General features: G+C 72.5%; 16 protein-coding genes. 11 read left to right on the forward strand and 5 right to left on the reverse strand.

What is annotated here, in order from left to right; all coding sequences use genetic code 11:
- A partial coding sequence (locus C1I92_RS34120) for a DUF5666 domain-containing protein (protein ID WP_199521750.1) occupies nt 1-283 on the forward strand: 283 nt, incomplete at its 5' end.
- Entirely contained in the window at nt 276-1949 is a 1674-nt protein-coding gene (locus tag C1I92_RS30285) for an efflux RND transporter periplasmic adaptor subunit (RefSeq protein ID WP_146605339.1), read from the forward strand. The genes C1I92_RS34120 and C1I92_RS30285, both read left to right, overlap by 8 nt.
- Nucleotides 1950-1969: 20 nt before the next feature.
- Here C1I92_RS30285 and C1I92_RS30290 read toward each other — a convergent pair whose 3' ends face one another.
- Entirely contained in the window at nt 1970-2518 is a 549-nt protein-coding gene (locus C1I92_RS30290) for a hypothetical protein (protein ID WP_111258361.1), read from the reverse strand.
- A complete protein-coding gene (locus tag C1I92_RS30295; protein ID WP_146605340.1) occupies nt 2515-3660 on the reverse strand; it encodes a hypothetical protein in 1146 nt (381 codons plus the stop codon). The genes C1I92_RS30290 and C1I92_RS30295 overlap by 4 nt, the downstream gene beginning before the upstream one ends.
- A 94-nt stretch (nt 3661-3754) precedes the next feature.
- Here C1I92_RS30295 and C1I92_RS30300 point away from each other — a divergent pair, with 94 nt between their 5' ends.
- Both C1I92_RS30300 and C1I92_RS30305 read left to right on the forward strand, forming a co-directional pair.
- Complete coding sequence (locus C1I92_RS30300; protein ID WP_111258363.1) at nt 3755-4087, forward strand: TFIIB-type zinc ribbon-containing protein; 333 nt, start codon at nt 3755-3757, stop codon at nt 4085-4087.
- A gap of 3 nt (nt 4088-4090) precedes the next feature.
- The gene (locus C1I92_RS30305) at nt 4091-4714 is read left to right on the forward strand and encodes an AAA family ATPase (protein WP_111258364.1); all 624 of its coding nucleotides are present in this window, start codon (nt 4091-4093) and stop codon (nt 4712-4714) included.
- Between the two features lie 3 nt (nt 4715-4717).
- Here C1I92_RS30305 and C1I92_RS30310 read toward each other — a convergent pair whose 3' ends face one another.
- On the reverse strand, nt 4718-5875 hold the full coding sequence (locus tag C1I92_RS30310; RefSeq protein WP_111258365.1) for a glycoside hydrolase family 15 protein: 1158 nt from the start codon (nt 5873-5875) through the stop codon (nt 4718-4720).
- 62 nt (nt 5876-5937) lie between these two features.
- Here C1I92_RS30310 and C1I92_RS30315 point away from each other — a divergent pair, with 62 nt between their 5' ends.
- From C1I92_RS30315 to C1I92_RS30335, 5 genes are read left to right on the forward strand one after another with little or no spacing between them, the layout of a single operon-like run.
- Nucleotides 5938-6987, forward strand: coding sequence for a LacI family DNA-binding transcriptional regulator (locus C1I92_RS30315; protein WP_199521752.1), 1050 nt, complete (start codon nt 5938-5940; stop codon nt 6985-6987).
- On the forward strand, nt 6984-8261 hold the full coding sequence (locus tag C1I92_RS30320; protein WP_111258366.1) for a sugar ABC transporter substrate-binding protein: 1278 nt from the start codon (nt 6984-6986) through the stop codon (nt 8259-8261). The genes C1I92_RS30315 and C1I92_RS30320 overlap by 4 nt, the downstream gene beginning before the upstream one ends.
- Nucleotides 8262-8264: 3 nt before the next feature.
- Nucleotides 8265-9215: a carbohydrate ABC transporter permease gene (locus tag C1I92_RS30325; protein WP_111258367.1), complete on the forward strand. Its 951-nt coding sequence runs from the start codon at nt 8265-8267 to the stop codon at nt 9213-9215.
- A gap of 10 nt (nt 9216-9225) precedes the next feature.
- Nucleotides 9226-10101 carry a carbohydrate ABC transporter permease gene (locus C1I92_RS30330; RefSeq protein ID WP_111258368.1) on the forward strand — a complete coding sequence of 292 codons (876 nt, stop codon included), beginning with the start codon at nt 9226-9228 and terminating at the stop codon, nt 10099-10101.
- A gap of 24 nt (nt 10102-10125) precedes the next feature.
- The gene (locus C1I92_RS30335; RefSeq protein WP_199521753.1) at nt 10126-11958 is read left to right on the forward strand and encodes a GH39 family glycosyl hydrolase; all 1833 of its coding nucleotides are present in this window, start codon (nt 10126-10128) and stop codon (nt 11956-11958) included.
- A 9-nt stretch (nt 11959-11967) separates the two neighbouring features.
- Here C1I92_RS30335 and C1I92_RS30340 read toward each other — a convergent pair whose 3' ends face one another.
- Both C1I92_RS30340 and C1I92_RS30345 read right to left on the reverse strand, forming a co-directional pair.
- Complete coding sequence (locus C1I92_RS30340) at nt 11968-12324, reverse strand: VOC family protein (RefSeq protein WP_111258369.1); 357 nt, start codon at nt 12322-12324, stop codon at nt 11968-11970.
- A 43-nt stretch (nt 12325-12367) separates the two neighbouring features.
- Entirely contained in the window at nt 12368-13639 is a 1272-nt protein-coding gene (locus C1I92_RS30345; protein ID WP_111258370.1) for an ATP-binding protein, read from the reverse strand.
- A gap of 241 nt (nt 13640-13880) precedes the next feature.
- On the opposite strand from C1I92_RS30345, the gene eno reads away from it, so the two are divergent.
- Together eno and C1I92_RS30355 are read left to right on the forward strand one after the other, a co-directional pair.
- Nucleotides 13881-15161 (forward strand): phosphopyruvate hydratase, encoded by a 1281-nt coding sequence (gene eno / locus C1I92_RS30350; RefSeq protein WP_111258371.1) that lies wholly within the window; start codon nt 13881-13883, stop codon nt 15159-15161.
- An 8-nt stretch (nt 15162-15169) separates the two neighbouring features.
- Nucleotides 15170-15775, forward strand: coding sequence for an FtsB family cell division protein (locus tag C1I92_RS30355; protein WP_111258372.1), 606 nt, complete (start codon nt 15170-15172; stop codon nt 15773-15775).
- The last annotated feature ends 17 nt before the right edge of the window (nt 15776-15792 follow it).

The following is a 15792-nucleotide window of genomic DNA, read 5'->3' on the forward strand; positions in this document are numbered from 1 at the left end:
GACAGCCACCTGCGGCGTCGTCACGTCCGTCACGGGCGACTCGTTCACCGTCGAGGCGCTCCGCCCACGCCGGGAGTCGGCGGACGCCGAGCCCGGCGCCGTCACCGTGACGACGACGGCCGCGACGACGTGGACCACCCAGGCCGCGGCCGGGCCGGAGGCGCTGGTGGTGGGCGGTTGCGTGCTCGCGATCGGCGAGGCCGACTCGACCGGCGCCGTCACCGCGGCGTCGATCGCGGTCTCGCCGGCCGTCGACGGGTCCTGCGGGGGTCTCGGTGACTGAGGCGTTCGTGTTGCGTCGTCGCCCGCGGCGTCGCCGGCTGCGGGTTGTCGTGGGTGCTGGGCTGACGGTGCTGGTCGCGGGCGCCGGGGCGGGCGTGTGGGCGGTCGCGGTGGCGGGCGAGGAGCCGTCGTACCGGACGGCGTCGGCGGAGGTGGCGTCGGTGACCCAGACGCTGGACACCACCGGGACGGTCGCGGCGGCGTCGTCCGCGACGGCCGCCTTCGGCACGTCCGGCACGGTCGCGTCGGTCGAGGTGGCGGTCGGGGACACCGTCGCGGTCGGGCAGCAACTGGCCGCGCTGGACACCGCGGACCTCGCCGCCGACGTCGCGGATGCCGAGGCCGAGCTGGCCCAGGCCGAGGCCGCGCTCGAGGCGACGATCGAGGGACAGGCCGAGTCGGTGTCGTACTCGTCGGCCGCGGTCGTCGTTCCGGCGGCGTCCGTGCTGCCGGCGGGGGATGGGCCCGGTTCTGGTGCCGGCGAGTTGGCGGAGTTGCAGCAGGCCGTGCTGGCGGCGCAGCAGGCGGCCGGCGAGAGCCTCGCCGAGGCGGCGGCCGCGCTCGAGGCCCAGCAGCAGGCCTGCGCGACGGCGATGGCGCCGGCCTCGTTCACCGCGACCCCGACGCCCACCCCGACGCCCACGCCGACGCCCACGCCGTCGGAGACCCCGTCGCCGACACCGTCGCCGACACCGGAGCCGCCGGCGCCGGACCTCGAACCGTGTGTGGCGGCGTTGCAGGCCGCTCAGGAGGCGCAACAGCGGGCCGCGGCGGATCAGGAGGTGTTACAGCAGGCGATCGCCGCGCTGGCCGACCTGCTGGCGACGGCCGCCGAAGCACCGGCCGCGCCGTCGTCCCCGTCGTCCCCCTCTTCCCCGCCGGCTGCTCCGTCGTCTCCCTCGGAGCCGTCGGAGGGGGAGCAGGGGCCGGGTGCGTTGTCCGACGCGGCGCAGCTGGCCAGCGACCAGGCGGCGGTGAGCGAGGCGGAGCTGCGGCTGCTGGAGGCGGAGCAGGCGCTGGCCGCGGCGGTGATCGTCGCGCCGATCGCCGGGACCGTCGCCGCGGTCGGTCTCGTCCCCGGCGCGACGGCGGACAGCAGTGCGACGATCACGATCGTGGCGCCCGGCGCGATCACCGTCACGGCCACGGTGTCGGAGGGCGACCTGCCCACGCTCGCCGTCGGGATGGCGGCCGAGGTCCGGCCGGCCGGCGCCGAGGAGGCGGTCAGCGGCGAGGTCGTCTCGATCGGCCTCCTCCCCGACACGTCGTCCGGCAGCGCTCGCTACCCCGTCGTCGTCGGTGTCGCGGAGGCGCCGGCGAGCGCCGCCACCGGCGCGTCGGCCGAGGTGGCATTCCTGCTCGGCGAGGCGACCGAGGTGCTGACGGTGCCGAACTCGGCGATCACCCTCACCACGGACGGCGGCACCGTCCGCGTCCTCGACGGCGGCGAGGTGGAGACCCGCCAGGTCACCGTCGGCGTCGTCGGCGCCTCACACACCGAGATCGTCGACGGCCTCACCGCCGGCGACGAGGTCGTCCTCGCCGATCTCGGCGCGGACCTCCCCACCTCCGACACCGGTCTCCCCGGCGGCCTCCTCCGCGGTGGCGACTTCATCGACGGCGGCTTCGACGGTGGCTTCGGCGGGCGGCCGTCCGGATTCGGCTGACGCGGTGCCGGGCGGCGGTGCTACCGCTCGCCCGGCTGCTCGGCGCGCAGACCGCGTGCGGTGAGGTCGTGCAGCCGCTCCAGCCACCCCTCCGGCGCCGGCCGGAAACTCGGCGACTGCGCGGTCGCCGACCACTCCACCCCCGCGGCCACGTCCTCGAAGGTGAGACCACGCGCCTCCAGCCACGCCGGCGCCCCCGGCGAGCTCACCTCTGGCCGCCGCCTCACCGCGTGCAGCATGTACGGGGTGAGCCGGCGCCGGCCCCAGTCCTTCGCCGGGACGGGATAGGGATCGCCTGGCGGCGGCTCGGGCCCGAAAGCGTCGAACCAGACGTTGCGCAACCACTCGTCCGTGATCCACTGCGAGTCGCTCTCGGACCAAGGCGCATAGGAGGAGTCGCGGATGTGTACGGCGAACTCGTCGCGGAACGCCCGGTAGCTGCCGTCGTCATCGTCGGCCAGCATCTCGGGGACTTCCTCGCAGGCCTCTATGTAGACCTCGGGCTCGTCGTCCGCGAGATTGAACCCGGCCCCGAAGTAGTCGCTGAAGTTCTGGGTCTTCGGGATCACGTAAGATCCTCCAGTCGCTTGGTATCGGGTCTCGGCTTGTCGACGGGGAAGTAGGTCACGAGCCGCCACGGCGCGCCGGCCTTCTTGCGCCGGAACACGATCAAGACTCCTGGGTCGTCGCCGGCCGCGAGCGGATCGTAGGGCACGCCGTGGACCGTCACCTGGCCGTGGGCGAGCCCGTATTCCCTCGCGGCTGTCCAGTCATCCCGCATGGCTCGAGTCGTGGTGCCCGTTCCGCGGTATCCCGAGGCGTCACCGGGCCGCAACCCGGCGACCTCCGCGCTCACGTGGAGTGCGATGGCTTTGGCCTTGGACGCGGTGTTGTCGTCGAGCAACTCCTGGATGCCTCCTGGTCGCTGTCCGGCCGCCGCGAGCACCGCCTCGAGCGGCCGCACCATGGCACGCGGCGAGGTGAAGCCACCGGATACCGGTCCGCACCGGTGCCCGGAGGAGACCTCCGCAGACGGCACGATCTGCCACGTGTCGTCCCCCGCGGGATCCTTGAGACAGAGCAGCCTGGCCAGTTGGGCCTTGTCGGTGATGTGCGGCCCGTGTCGTTGCATGGCGTGGCAGCCGCTACCGGTCAGGAGCGCCATACCGTCGGCGGCGTAGGCGTCGGCGAACGCTTCACGTATTGCCTGCCAAGCCGCGGTCATGTCGTCCGTCGACGGCACGGGAACCAGGAGCGCGTCGGCCGGCTCCAGGTGTCGGCTGGTGTCGGCCGTTGCGAGGAGGTCGTCGACGTAGCCCCGGGCGAAGCCGGGCGGGAAGTGGCTACGCAGATCGCCGTCGGGAGTGGCCGGGACCAGCGGCGGCAGAGCGGCCACACCGTGCCAGGGGGCGAGCAGGCCGAGGAGCGCGTGGATCTCGGCGACGTACGGCTGGCGCGCGTCGGCGAGCCGTTCGCGCAGATCCGCCTCCAGTTGCCTGCCCAGGCCGTCGACCGACTGGACCAGCCCAGCCACGTCCAGCACCTGAGGCGGCAGCCGGACCCCGGCCAGTTGGCCCGTCACCCGGTGCACGCGGGCCGGCAGCTCCGCGGCCGCCGCCTCGGTCTGGCGCTCGAGGTCGACGCAGGTGCGGAGCAGGCCCTCGATGGCCGACCGCACCGCCCCTCGATCCGGCGCCGACGACTGCGTCACCCGCCGCACGCTACCGGCTGCCTCGCCCCAATGCAGCCGGAACCTGCGTGCGCACGGGTAGCGTTGGAAGAAGACAACGACGAAGGGAAACTCCGTGACCTGTCCGAAGTGCAGCGGTCAGATGAAGACGTATGACCGGTTGGGCGTGCACGTCGAGCAGTGCGACAACTGCAAGGGCATCTTCCTCGACAAGGGCGAGCTCGAGCAGATCGTCGCCGCCGAGGAGCAGTTCAACACGCCACCGCCGCCGCTGGACTACAGCGGCCGGCAGGCGCCGCCGCCGCAGCAGCCACCGCAGCAGTACCAGCAGCCGTACCGCGACAGCCCGGCTCCGTACGGCCGCGGCCGCGGCTACGACGACTCGCCCCGCCCGTACGGCTACGGCAAGAAGCGCAAGCGCAGCATCTTCGATCAGCTCTTCGACTGACGCGTGAACCTGCTCATCTGCGAGCGCTGCGGCGAACGCGCCGACCGCCCGCAGGTCGAGCCCGAGGCGGTCATCCGGTGCGTCCACTGCGGCCACCGGTGGCCGTTCCTCCGCCTCCCGCTGTTCTGCGTGACGGGGCCCAGCGGCACCGGCAAGTCGACGGTGCAGCGGCTGCTCGCGACGGAGCTGGCGGACCGGTTCGTCGTCCTCGAGCAGGACGTGCTGTGGGTCGCCGGGCTGCGTGACGACGGCGCGGAGCACCGGCCGTTCCGGTCGACGTGGCTGCGGATGGCCGCGATGATCCACCAGAGCCGCCGGCCGGTGGTGCTGTGCGGGACGGTCGTGCCGCCGGAGTTCGAGCAGCTGCCGGAGCGGGCGCTGTTCGAGCGCATCGACTACCTCTGCCTGACGTGCGACGCTGACGTGCTGGCGAAGCGGCTGCGGGACCGTCCCAGGTGGCGGGAGTGGGACGAGCCGCGGATCGCCGAGACGCTCGAGTTCGCCGCCTGGATCGACGCCAACGCGGCCACGATGGACCCGCCGATGACGTTGCTCGACACGACCGACGTGCCGGCGGAGACGACGGCGCGGGCGGTGCGCGACTGGCTGGCCGAGCGCCGCCCATGATCATCAACCTTTCGTGTCGTCGGAGCGACACGAAAGGTTGATGATCATGGGGGCAAGCTCGGACGCCAGGATCAGGAACATCGCGTGCGACCAGAGCAGCGGCCGCGCGCTCGGCCCCCATCGGTCGAGCCACTCCGGCAGGACGCCCGGCGCCAGCAGCGGCGGCACCTGCTCCGGCAGCCGGCCGGACGAGTCGGCGGTCGACGCGATCCAGCGCAGCAGCTCGGCCGCCCGGTCCCGCGACCCGGCGACGGCGTGGTGCCAGCCGAGGAACGCGGCCAGGATCGGCCACTGACCGCCGCCATAGAACGTGTCGGCGCGGTAGCGGTGCACGCCGCCGCCCGGTGTCGACAGCTCCGACGTCACCCGGTCCACCGTCGCCGCCATGACGGGGCCGGACGGCGGGACCAGCTCGAACGGCACGCCGGCCACCACCAGGCTCGCGTCCACCGCCGTCGAGCCGAGCCACTTGCGCAGCGCCCCGTCATACACGCCGGCGCGTGACACCAGGTCGCCGATCCGGTCCGCTGCCATGTCCGCGGTCGCCGGCAGGATCCCCAATGACGCAGCCGCGCGCAGCCCGCCGTGCACCGACGCCAGCGTCGAGACGTGGGTCTCGTCGCGGTGCTCCTCCCACCAGTCGCGGCAGGTCTGGTCCCCGACGGCGGCGAGGTAGCGCACCGCGGTCTCCGCGGCCGCGACGTACGGCGCCACGGGCAGCTCCCAGCGGGCCAGGTGCGACCGCAGCGCCCACAGCCACGTCCCGTACCCGTCGACCTGGTAGTTCCACCAGCCGTCGTCGTGCCGGTCGCCGGCCAGCGTGTACCGGGCCGGCAGCAGCTCCGCGTCCGACGGCTGCGACCCCGCCGCCACGTCAGCGACCAGGGACGCGACCGCCGGCGCCTCCCGCTTCAGCACCCCGGCGCACCAGTCGTGGAAGGCGGTCGCCGACGACACGGCGCCCGCCCGGCTCATCCCCTCGGCGATGAACGCGCCGTCGCGGAACCAGCAGAAGCCCCCGTACGGCTCGAAGCCGACGGCCGCCGGATAGGCGCCGGAGACCGGGTCCTGGGCCTCGGCGATCAGCGTGACGCTGACCTCAGCGAGTCTGCGCAGGTCAGCGACCTCGGCTTCGGACAATGGGTTGACAGGCTCGACCATGATGCCCGAATGTAGCCGATGTAACCGGTTAATGTAACCGGTACCAAAGGAGATCGAAGACGATGGACAACGCGGAGCAGAAGAGCCCTCAGCGGCGCCGCACGTCCGCACGCGCCACCGTGACCATCCGCGACGTCGCGCGGCACGCGGGCGTCTCCGTCGCGACGGTCTCCCGTGCGCTGCGCGGCAGCGACCTCGTCCACCCGGCCACGCGCGAACGCGTCGACGCCGCCATCGAGGAGCTCCGCTTCACGCCCAGCCAGCTCGGCCGTTCCCTCGCGGAGAGAAGGCACGCCGCCAACGGCATCGTCTTCCCCGACCTGTCCGGTCCGTACTACGCCGACGTCGTCCTCGGCTACGAGGAGGTCGCCGCGACGCTCGGCCGCTCGGTGCTGATCCTCAGCACGCACAACCGCGAGTCCGCCGACGAGATGGTCCTCGAACTGGCCGGCCGCGTCGACGGGCTGGCCGTGTTCGGGCGGACGGTGCACGACGACGTCGTCGCCGAGATCGTCCAGCGAGGCGTCCCCGTCGTGCTCATGGCGCGCACCGAGATCGAGGGCGCCGACTCCGTGCGCACCGAGAACGTGGCCGCCGCCGCGTCCGTCGTCGAGCACCTGCTCGCGGACGGGCATCGGCGGATGTCGTTCGTCGGCGACCCGAGCGACTCCACCGACGTCGCCGAGCGCTGGGCCGGGTTCCGCGGCGCGCTCGCCCAGTCCGGCGCGGAGGTGCCCGAGCGCACCATCCCGGCCGGCTTCAAGGAGGACGACGGCGCGCGCGTCGCCGCCGATCTCGTCGCCGACGGCCTGCCCGACGTGGTCGTCTGCGCGAACGACGAGCTGGCGCTCGGTCTCAGCGTCGCGCTGGCCGAGCAGGGGGTACAGGTACCGGGGGATGTCGCCGTCACGGGGTGGGACGACGTCATGGCGGCGCGCTACGCCGGGCTGACGACGGTCCGTCAGCCGATGCGCGAGATGGGGGGCCGGGCCGCACGGATGCTGGACGCCCGGATCAGCGGAGACCGTTCCGAACCACGACACGACGTCCTGACCACCCAGCTCGTGGTCCGCCACAGTTGCGGGCCGCACCCGAAGGAGGCTCATCGATGAGTCGACGACACATCACCGCGGCGACCGCACTGGCCGCCGCCACCGCACTGGCGCTCACCGCCTGCGGCCGCGACGACGACGGCGGCGACGACGAGAGCGCGGCGCCGTCCGCCGCCCTGAGCGAGGGACCGGCCACCGGCACCATCGAGGTCTGGGCGATGGGCACCGAGGGCGAGGAGCTCGGCGCCTTCCTGGCCGACTTCGAGGAGGCCAACCCCGACGCCACCGTCGAGGTGACACCGGTGCCGTGGGAGGGCGCGCACGACCGCATCGCCACCGCCATCGCGGCCGGCGAGACCCCCGACGTCAGCCTCATCGGCACCACCTGGATGGGCGAGTTCGCCTCGACCGGCGGCCTGGAGCCGACGCCGACCGACCTGTTCGACGAGAACGACTTCTTCCCCGGCCCGTGGGCCTCCACCGTCGTCGACGGCACCTCCTACGGCGTCCCCTGGTACGTCGAGACCCGGGCGCTCTACTACCGCACCGACCTCGCCGAGGCGGCCGGCCTGGAGCCCCCGACCACCTGGGACGACCTGACGGCGTTCGCGCAGGGCCTGCAGCAGGCCGGCGCCCAGCAGGGCATCTACCTGCAGCCGGGGCAGACCGGCTCGTGGCAGACGTTCGTCCCGTTCGCCTGGCAGAACGGCGCCACGCTCACCGACGGCGACGCGTACACGCTGGACAGCCCGGAGATGACCGAGGCGTTGGAGTACTACACGTCGTTCTTCACCGAGGGCCTGTCGCAGGACACCGTGCTGCAGCCGGGCGCGCTGGAGCAGATGTTCGCCGACGGCAGCATCGGCTCGTTCATCTCCGGCCCGTGGCACGTCGGCCTGGTCCGCGACGCCGGCGCGACGGACAACTTCGACGTCGTCCCGCTGCCCGGCAAGGACGAGGCGCCCGGCACGTCGTTCGTCGGCGGCGGCAACCTGGCCGTCTTCACCGACTCGGACAACAAGGACGGCGCCTGGAAGCTGATCCAGTACCTCACCACCGTCGAGGTGCAGCAGAGCTGGTACGAGACGCTGACCGACCTGCCGTCGATGCCGGCGGCCTGGGAGGACGGCCCGCTGACCGAGGACCCGATGGTCGCGACGTTCGGCGAGCAGCTGGAGTTCACCGAGGCGCCGCCGGCCGTGCCGACGTGGGAGCAGATCGCGTCGGTCATCGACACCGACATCGAGGCGGCCGTCCGGGGCGCGTCGAGTGCCGCCGACGCCGTCGCGGACATGCAGGCGCAGGCCGAGTCCATCGGGACGGGGCTGCGGTAACCGATGGCCACCGCCACCACGGCTCCGGCGAGCCGCTCCCGCCCCCCGGGCGGCTCGCCGGCCGCCCGGCGCCGGTCGCTGCTGCAACGGCGGCAGGCCCGCACCGCCTGGCTGCTCGCGCTGCCGTTCCTGCTGCTGTTCGCGGCGTTCACCGCGGGGCCGGTGTTCGCGTCGCTGCTCATGAGCTTCACCGACATGCGCAGCACCGACGTGCGCTCGCCGTTCGCCGTTGACCTCGCCGCGTTCGACAACTACACGGCGCTGTTCCAGGACGACCTGTTCCGCAAGGTCGCGGGGAACACGGCGATCTTCGTGCTGGTCGGCGTGCCCCTGACGATGGTGCTGGCGCTGGCCGCGGCGGTCGGGCTCAACAACATCACCCGGCTGCGCGCGTTCTACCGGCTCGGCTACTACCTGCCGGTCGTGACCAGCATCGTCGCCGTCTCCGTCGTCTGGCGGTTCCTGCTGCAGCCGGACACCGGGCCGATCAACCAGCTGCTCGGCGCCGTCGGCATCGGCGGGCCGGACTGGCTCGGCGACCCGTCGCTGGCGCTGCCGTCGCTCATCGTCATGGCCGCCTGGCGCAACCTCGGCACGCTGATGGTGATCTTCCTCGCCGGGCTGCAGACGGTGCCGCGCGAGCTGCTGGAGGCGGCCGAGGTCGACGGCGCCGGCCGCTGGCACCGGTTCCGGTACGTGACGCTCCCATTGCTGCGCCCGACGCTGCTGTTCGGCGCCGTCATCACCGGCATCGGCTACCTGCAGTTCTTCGAGGAGCCGTTCGTGATGACCAACGGCGGACCGCTGAACGCGACCCGGTCGGTCTCGTACTACATCTACGACCAGTTCAGCTTCGGCAACTACGGGTACGCCGCGGCGGCCAGCTACGTGCTGTTCGTGGCGATCGTGGCGCTGACGGCGATCCAGTTCCGCGCGCTGCGGCCGAAGACGTGAGGGGGCGGCGATGACGACGACGACCGAAGCTCCCGCGCCCGTCCGGGCCGGCGACGCGCCCGGTGGCACCGACCGGAGCTCGTCGCGCTGGCTCTACGTCGTGCTGACCGTCGGCCTGCTGGCGATGGCGCTGCCGTTCGTCTGGATGGTGGTGTCGTCGGTGAAGCCGGAGGCCGAGGTCCGGTCCATCCCGCCGACCTGGCTGCCGGAGACGTTCACGCTGGAGAACTACCGCGAGCTGTTCGACCGGCTGCGGTTCCCGACCTACTTCATGAACTCCGCCGTCGTCGCTGTCGTCGTGACGGCCGGGAACCTGGTGTTCGGCTCGATGCTCGGCTACGCGCTGGCCAAGCTGGACTTCCGCGGCAAGCGGGTGGTGTTCGCGCTGGTGCTCGGCACCCTGATGGTGCCCGGCATGGTGACGTTCGTGCCGCTGTTCGTGCTGGTCAGCAACATGGGACTGACGAACACCTTCCCCGGTCTGATCCTGCCGTACCTGGTCGGGCCGCTGGGCGTGTTCCTGATGCGGCAGTACTTCCTCGGCCTGCCGGACGAGCTGATCCATGCCGCCCGCGTCGACGGCGCCGGAGAGCTGCGCATCTTCTGGAGCGTCATGCTGCCGCTGACCGGGCCGGCGCTGGCGACGCTGGGCATCCTGACGTTCCTGTCGTCGTGGAACAACTTCCTCTGGCCGCTGGTCGTGGCGCAGACGGAGGACATGTACACGCTGCCGGTCGCGCTCGCGCTGTACTCCGTCGGGCAGAACGCCACCCAGTACGGCCTGCTGCTGGCCGGCGCCGTCGTCGTGGTCGTGCCGGTGATCGTGCTGTTCCTCGCGGTGCAGCGGTACTTCGTCCAGGGCATCGCGATGACCGGGATCAAGTGAGTCAACGCTGGAAGGGAAAGACGCGTGAGCAGTGAGATCGACGCCCGCACCGACTTCGAGACCAGGCTCGGCCGGGCCAGCGGGGAGGCCGGCGGCGCCGGTGTCGCGCTGCCCGCGCCCGGCGGCCTGACCGCGAGACCCGGGCGGGCGCAGGTCACGCTGTCGTGGGAGCCGGTCGACGGCGCGGCCGGGTATCTGGTGCACGTGGCGGAGTCGGCGGACGGGCCGTTCGAGCCGCTGGACCACCAGGGCCGCGACGTGCTCTCCGTCCCGCACGGCCCGTACGCCGACACGACCGGCACGCCCGGCGTCGAGCGCTGGTACGCCGTCGCCGCCGTCGCGTCCGTCGACCAGGTCGGCACGCTGTCCGCTCCGGTCGCGGCGGCCTCGACCGCGGCGGACGCCGAGCCGGTCGCCGTCACCGTCGACGCCGGAACGGACGAGGGCGAGCTGGACCGGCCGTGGCGGCCGATGATCGGCAGCGAGCACCTGTCGCACGCGCTGTCGACCGAGCGCACCGGCGGGCGGGAGATCGGGGCCGAGCTGCGGGCCGCCTTGAAGGCGGCGCGCGACGAGCTGGGCGTCCGCACCGTCCGCGCGCACGGCATCCTCTGCGACGACCTCGGCGTCTATCGCGAGGTCGACGGCCAGCCGGTGTACGACTTCAGCGGCGTCGACCGCGTCTACGACATGGTCCTGTCGCTCGGTCTGCGGCCGATCGTCGAGATCTCCTTCATGCCGCGCGACCTCGCCGCCGACCCGTCGGCGACGGTCTTCGAGTACGGCGCGATCATCTCGCCGCCGAAGGACTGGGACCGCTGGTACGACCTGGTCCGGGCGTTCGTCGCGCACCTCGTCGAGCGGTACGGGCTGGAGGAGGTCCGGGACCGGTGGGCGTTCGAGGTGTGGAACGAGGCCAACCTCGAGGTGTTCTGGTCCGGCACGCCGGAGGAGTTCTTCCGCCTGCACGACGTCGCCGCGAGCGCCGTCAAGTCCGTCGACGAGGGCCTGCGGGTCGGCGGCCCCGCGTCGGCGGCGGCCGGCTGGATCGACCAGCTGCTCGCGGCCACGAAGGAGCCGCTGGACTTCGTCTCGACGCACACGTACGGCTCGCCGCCCCTGGACCTGCGGCCGATCCTGGCCCGGCACGATCGCGCCGGCACGCCGATCTGGTGGACCGAGTGGGGCGTCACGCCGACCCACTTCAACGAGGTCAGCGAGTCGGTGTTCGCGGCGGTGTTCCTGCTGCGCGGCATGCGCTCGTCGATGGGCCGGCTGGAGGCGCTGTCGTACTGGGTGGTGTCGGACCACTTCGAGGAACTGGGCCGGCCGCCGGCGCTGTTCCACGGCGGGTTCGGCCTGCGCACCGTCGGTGAGCTGCGCAAACCCCGCTGGTGGGCGCTGGCGATGCTGGAGGCGCTGCCGACGCGGCGGCTCTCGGTGACGGCCTCCGGGGACGGGGCGGACTCGCTGGTGGAGTCGCTGGCCGCCGTGGACCCGTCCGACGGCAGGGTGGCAGCGCTGGTGTGGAACGGGACGCTGGACCAGTCGAAGGCCGCCGGCTCGGCCGAGCTGGGCCGGCGGGTGGCGCTGCGGTTCACCGGCCTGCGCGACGGCGAGTACGAGCTTCGTCACCGCCGCGTCGACGACGACCACTCGTGCGTGCCCGCGGTCTGGCGGCGCATCGGCGGCGGGGCGGCCTGGCCGACGGACGCGCAGTGGGCCGAGCTGCGCGCCGCCGACCGGCTGGACGAGCTGCACCCGCCTCGCCGGATCACGGCGTCCGGCGGCGCGCTGGACGTCGAGTTCGACCTCCCCAACCCGTCGATGTCCCTGGTGGAGCTGGTTCCGGCCTGACCCGCCGCGTCAGTCGACGCAGAGGCAGAACGGGTGACCCGCGGGATCGAGGAACACCCGGAACGACGTGCCCGGCTGGTGCTCGTGCTTGGTCGCGCCGAGCTCGAGCACCGCCGCCTCACCGGCGTCCAGCTCGTCGACCATGACGTCGAGGTGCATCTGCTGCGGGATCTCCTGGGCCGGCCACTGCGGCGCGGTGTAGCCCTCGACCTGCTGGAAGCAGATGCACTGGCCGTACTCGGAGCGGATCTCCGCCCAGCCGGGCGACGTGGTGACCTTCCAGTCCAGCATCGTGCCGTAGAAGGTCGCGAGGGCGCTCGCGTCGGGACAGTCGATCACGAGGCTCGGGAAGCGTGCGATAGCCATGCCGGCACCGTAGACCCGGTTCCGGACGATCCGCGTCCGGAACCTACAGCGAGCCCGCAGGCAACGGCGCGTGGTCCCAGAGGGCCGAGATGGGCACCGTGTAGACGCCGTCGCCGCGCGAGGCCGCCTCGTGGCCGAGGTGGAGCAGGATCCCGGCGTGCAGCCGGTCGCCAAGCCGTTCGCGCAGCCAGCGCAGCCCCTTCACCGCTGCCGCGCCCGGCGACGCCGACGCCTTCACCTCGACGGCGACAATGCGTCCGCGCGGCCCTTCGAGGATGAAGTCCACCTCGCGACGGTCGGCCGTGCGGAGGTGGGACAGCGAGAACCGCCCGTCGGCGGCGGCGATCGCCTTGAGCAGCTCGGTGGCGACGAACGTCTCCAGAAGCGGGCCCAGCGCCGGATGGCCGGGCTCGGCGAGCTCGTCCACTCCCACGTCGAGGAGGTGTGCGGCCAGGCCGGAGTCGGTGGGGTACAGCTTCGGGGTCTTGCTCAACCTGGACGTGAGATTGGTCGACCACGCCGGGACCGTCATCGTCAGGTACACCATGTCGAGATAGCTGAGGTAGCTGCGCGCGGTGTCCCTGGCCAGGTCGGCGCCCTGGGCGAGGTCGGCGAGAACGGCCGTGCCGCCGGCCCGTGCCGCGATCAAGCCCACCAGCCTCGCGACGGCGTCGCCGCGGGCCACCGTCGCGAAGTCGCGGATGTCTCGGGTGACGACGGTGCTCAGGTAGCCGTCGAACCAGGCCCGGCGGGCCAGCGGTGAGGTGATGGCGAGCGCCTCGGGGAAGCCGCCGCCGACGATGCTGTCGAGGTACTGCGACCTCGTCCAGGGTGACTCGGCCAGCGGAACGTCGTCGGCGAACATCCAGTTCAAGGGGTTGCCACCGGCCCGGGTGCGCTCAGCGAGGCTCAGTGGCCACAGATCGACGAACGCGACCCGGCCCGCGAGCGACTCGGACAGGGTCGGGATGGTGAGGAACCGGCTCGACCCGGACAGGATGAACCGTCCGGGGGTCGGATCGTCGTCCACCGATACCTTGATCGCCCGAACCAGGGCGTCGCCGCCCAGCTGGACCTCGTCGATGACGCGCGGGGGATCGCCGAAGGCAGCGAATGACGCCGGATCGTCCCGGGCCGCTGCCAAGGTGTCGGCGCGATCGAGCGTGCGGAAGCTTCCACCGCCGGCGTCGGCCAGGTACTGGCGGAGCAGCGTCGTCTTGCCCGCCTGGCGAGGCCCGCTGACCATCACGACCCGGAGGTGATCGGCGAGCTCGTGGAGGCGACGCGCTGCGGCTCGCGGCACCAGCTCCGGCATTTCGCGCTCCCAGCTAGTCGATTTTCCGACTAAAGGCTAGTCGATTTTACGCAGTGTTGTTAGTCGATTCTCCGCTGTGAGTGGTGGATGGTGGTCGTGTGGCTGGTGTGGTGTTCCCGGCCCGTCGCGACCGGTTCGGGTGCTTGGTCCGGGTAGGCTGCGGTCGTACGAGCGTGCAGCGCCGCCGTCGTCTCTGCGCCCACGTACGACGACGACAGCGACCCACCGCAGGAGACGATACGTGGCCACGATCGAAGCAATCGGAGCACGCGAGATCCTCGACTCCCGGGGCAACCCGACGGTCGAGGTCGAGGTGGCTCTCGACGACAGCACCATCGCCCGTGCCGCCGTCCCGTCCGGCGCCTCCACCGGCGCGTTCGAGGCGGTCGAGCTGCGCGACGGCGACGCCGCCCGGTACGCGGGCAAGGGCGTTGAGAAGGCCGTCACCGCCATCATGGACGAGATCGCGCCGGAACTGCTCGGCTTCGAGGCGAGCGACCAGCGCCTCGTCGACCAGGCGCTGATCGACCTGGACGGGACGCCGAACAAGGGCAAGCTGGGCGCGAACGCCATCCTCGGCGTCTCGCTGGCGGTCGCCAAGGCCGCCGCCGACTCCGCCGAGCTGCCGCTCTTCCGCTACCTGGGCGGGCCGAACGCGCACCTGCTGCCGGTGCCGATGATGAACATCCTCAACGGCGGCGCGCACGCGGACAGCAACGTCGACATCCAGGAGTTCATGATCGCGCCGATCGGCGCCGAGACCTACCGCGAGGCGCTGCGCTGGGGCGTCGGGGTCTACCACACGCTCAAGGGCGTGCTGAAGGAGCGCGGCCTGTCCACCGGCCTCGGCGACGAGGGCGGCTTCGCGCCGAACCTGCCGAGCAACCGCGACGCGCTCGACGTCATCGTCACCGCGATCGAGAAGGCCGGCTTCACGCCGGGCGCGCAGATCGCGCTGGCGCTCGACGTCGCGTCGACGGAGTTCTACGAGGACGGCAAGTACGCGTTCGAGGGCAGGAGCATCTCGGCCGCCGACCTGACGAAGTACTACGAGGAGCTGGCCGGTGCCTACCCGCTGGTCTCCATCGAGGACCCGCTGGCCGAGGACGACTGGTCCGGCTGGGCCGCGCTCACCGACGTGCTCGGGAGCAGGCTGCAGATCGTCGGCGACGACCTGTTCGTCACCAACCCGGAGCGGCTGGAGCGCGGCATCAAGGACCACGCCGCCAACTCGCTGCTGGTCAAGGTCAACCAGATCGGCTCGCTGACGGAGACGTTCGACGCGGTCTCGCTGGCGCAGCGGTCCGGGTTCACCTGCATGATCAGCCACCGGTCCGGCGAAACCGAGGACACCACCATCGCCGACCTCGCCGTGGCGACCAACGCCGGCCAGATCAAGACCGGCGCCCCGGCCCGCTCGGAGCGGGTCGCGAAGTACAACCAGCTGCTGCGCATCGAGGAGGAGCTCGACGACGCCGCCCGCTACGCCGGCGCGTCGGCCTTCCCGCGGTTCCAGGCGTAGGAGCAGCCGTGGCCACGTCGCGCCGTTCGCCCAGCGCCCGCCCCGCGGCGGGTGCTGGCACGGCGCGACGTCCCAAGGCCGGCCGGGCCGACCGGCCGTCGGCGCGGGCGCCTCGCGGCGGCAACGCGACGGCACGCCCGCGCACCGGCGTCGACGCCGGCGGGCCGCCTCCGCCGCCACCGCGCCGGCCCCAGGGCAAGCCGTCCGGCCGGCCGTCGGTCACCGGCCGGGCCGCGGTGCTCGCGCTGGTGCTGGCGGTGCTGCTCGTCTCGTACGCGTACCCGCTGCGGACGTGGTTCGACCAGCATCGCGAGCGGGTCGAGCTGCAGCGCGAGCAGGAGGAGCTGACCGCGTCGGTCGAGCAGCTGGAGCAGGAGCTGCGGCTGTGGGAGGACGACGCGTACGTGGCGGCTCAGGCCCGCGAGCGGCTCGGATTCGTGCTGCCGGGCGAGCGCAGCTACATCGTGCTGCCCGACCCCGAGGCCCAGGGCGAGGCGGTCGCCGGATCGGCCGACGGGCTGCCGCCGGCCGGGCAGGGCACCTGGTACGAGCGGTTGTGGGCCTCGGTGACGTTCGCCGACAGCCCGCCGCCGGAACAACCGGCCGACGAGTGACCGCCACCCCACCCACC

The organism is Jiangella anatolica (assembly GCF_003236295.1).
In the GTDB taxonomy this organism is placed as follows: domain Bacteria; phylum Actinomycetota; class Actinomycetes; order Jiangellales; family Jiangellaceae; genus Jiangella; species Jiangella anatolica.

Coding starts and splice junctions, on each gene's coding strand:
- C1I92_RS30310 (WP_111258365.1), bottom strand. CDS start 5,875: ATGGTCGAGCCTGTCAACCCATTGTCCGAAGCCGAGGTCGCTGACCTG.
- C1I92_RS30315 (WP_199521752.1), top strand. CDS start 5,938: ATGGACAACGCGGAGCAGAAGAGCCCTCAGCGGCGCCGCACGTCCGCA.
- C1I92_RS30320 (WP_111258366.1), top strand. CDS start 6,984: ATGAGTCGACGACACATCACCGCGGCGACCGCACTGGCCGCCGCCACC.
- C1I92_RS30325 (WP_111258367.1), top strand. CDS start 8,265: ATGGCCACCGCCACCACGGCTCCGGCGAGCCGCTCCCGCCCCCCGGGC.
- C1I92_RS30330 (WP_111258368.1), top strand. CDS start 9,226: ATGACGACGACGACCGAAGCTCCCGCGCCCGTCCGGGCCGGCGACGCG.
- C1I92_RS30340 (WP_111258369.1), bottom strand. CDS start 12,324: ATGGCTATCGCACGCTTCCCGAGCCTCGTGATCGACTGTCCCGACGCG.
- C1I92_RS30345 (WP_111258370.1), bottom strand. CDS start 13,639: ATGCCGGAGCTGGTGCCGCGAGCCGCAGCGCGTCGCCTCCACGAGCTC.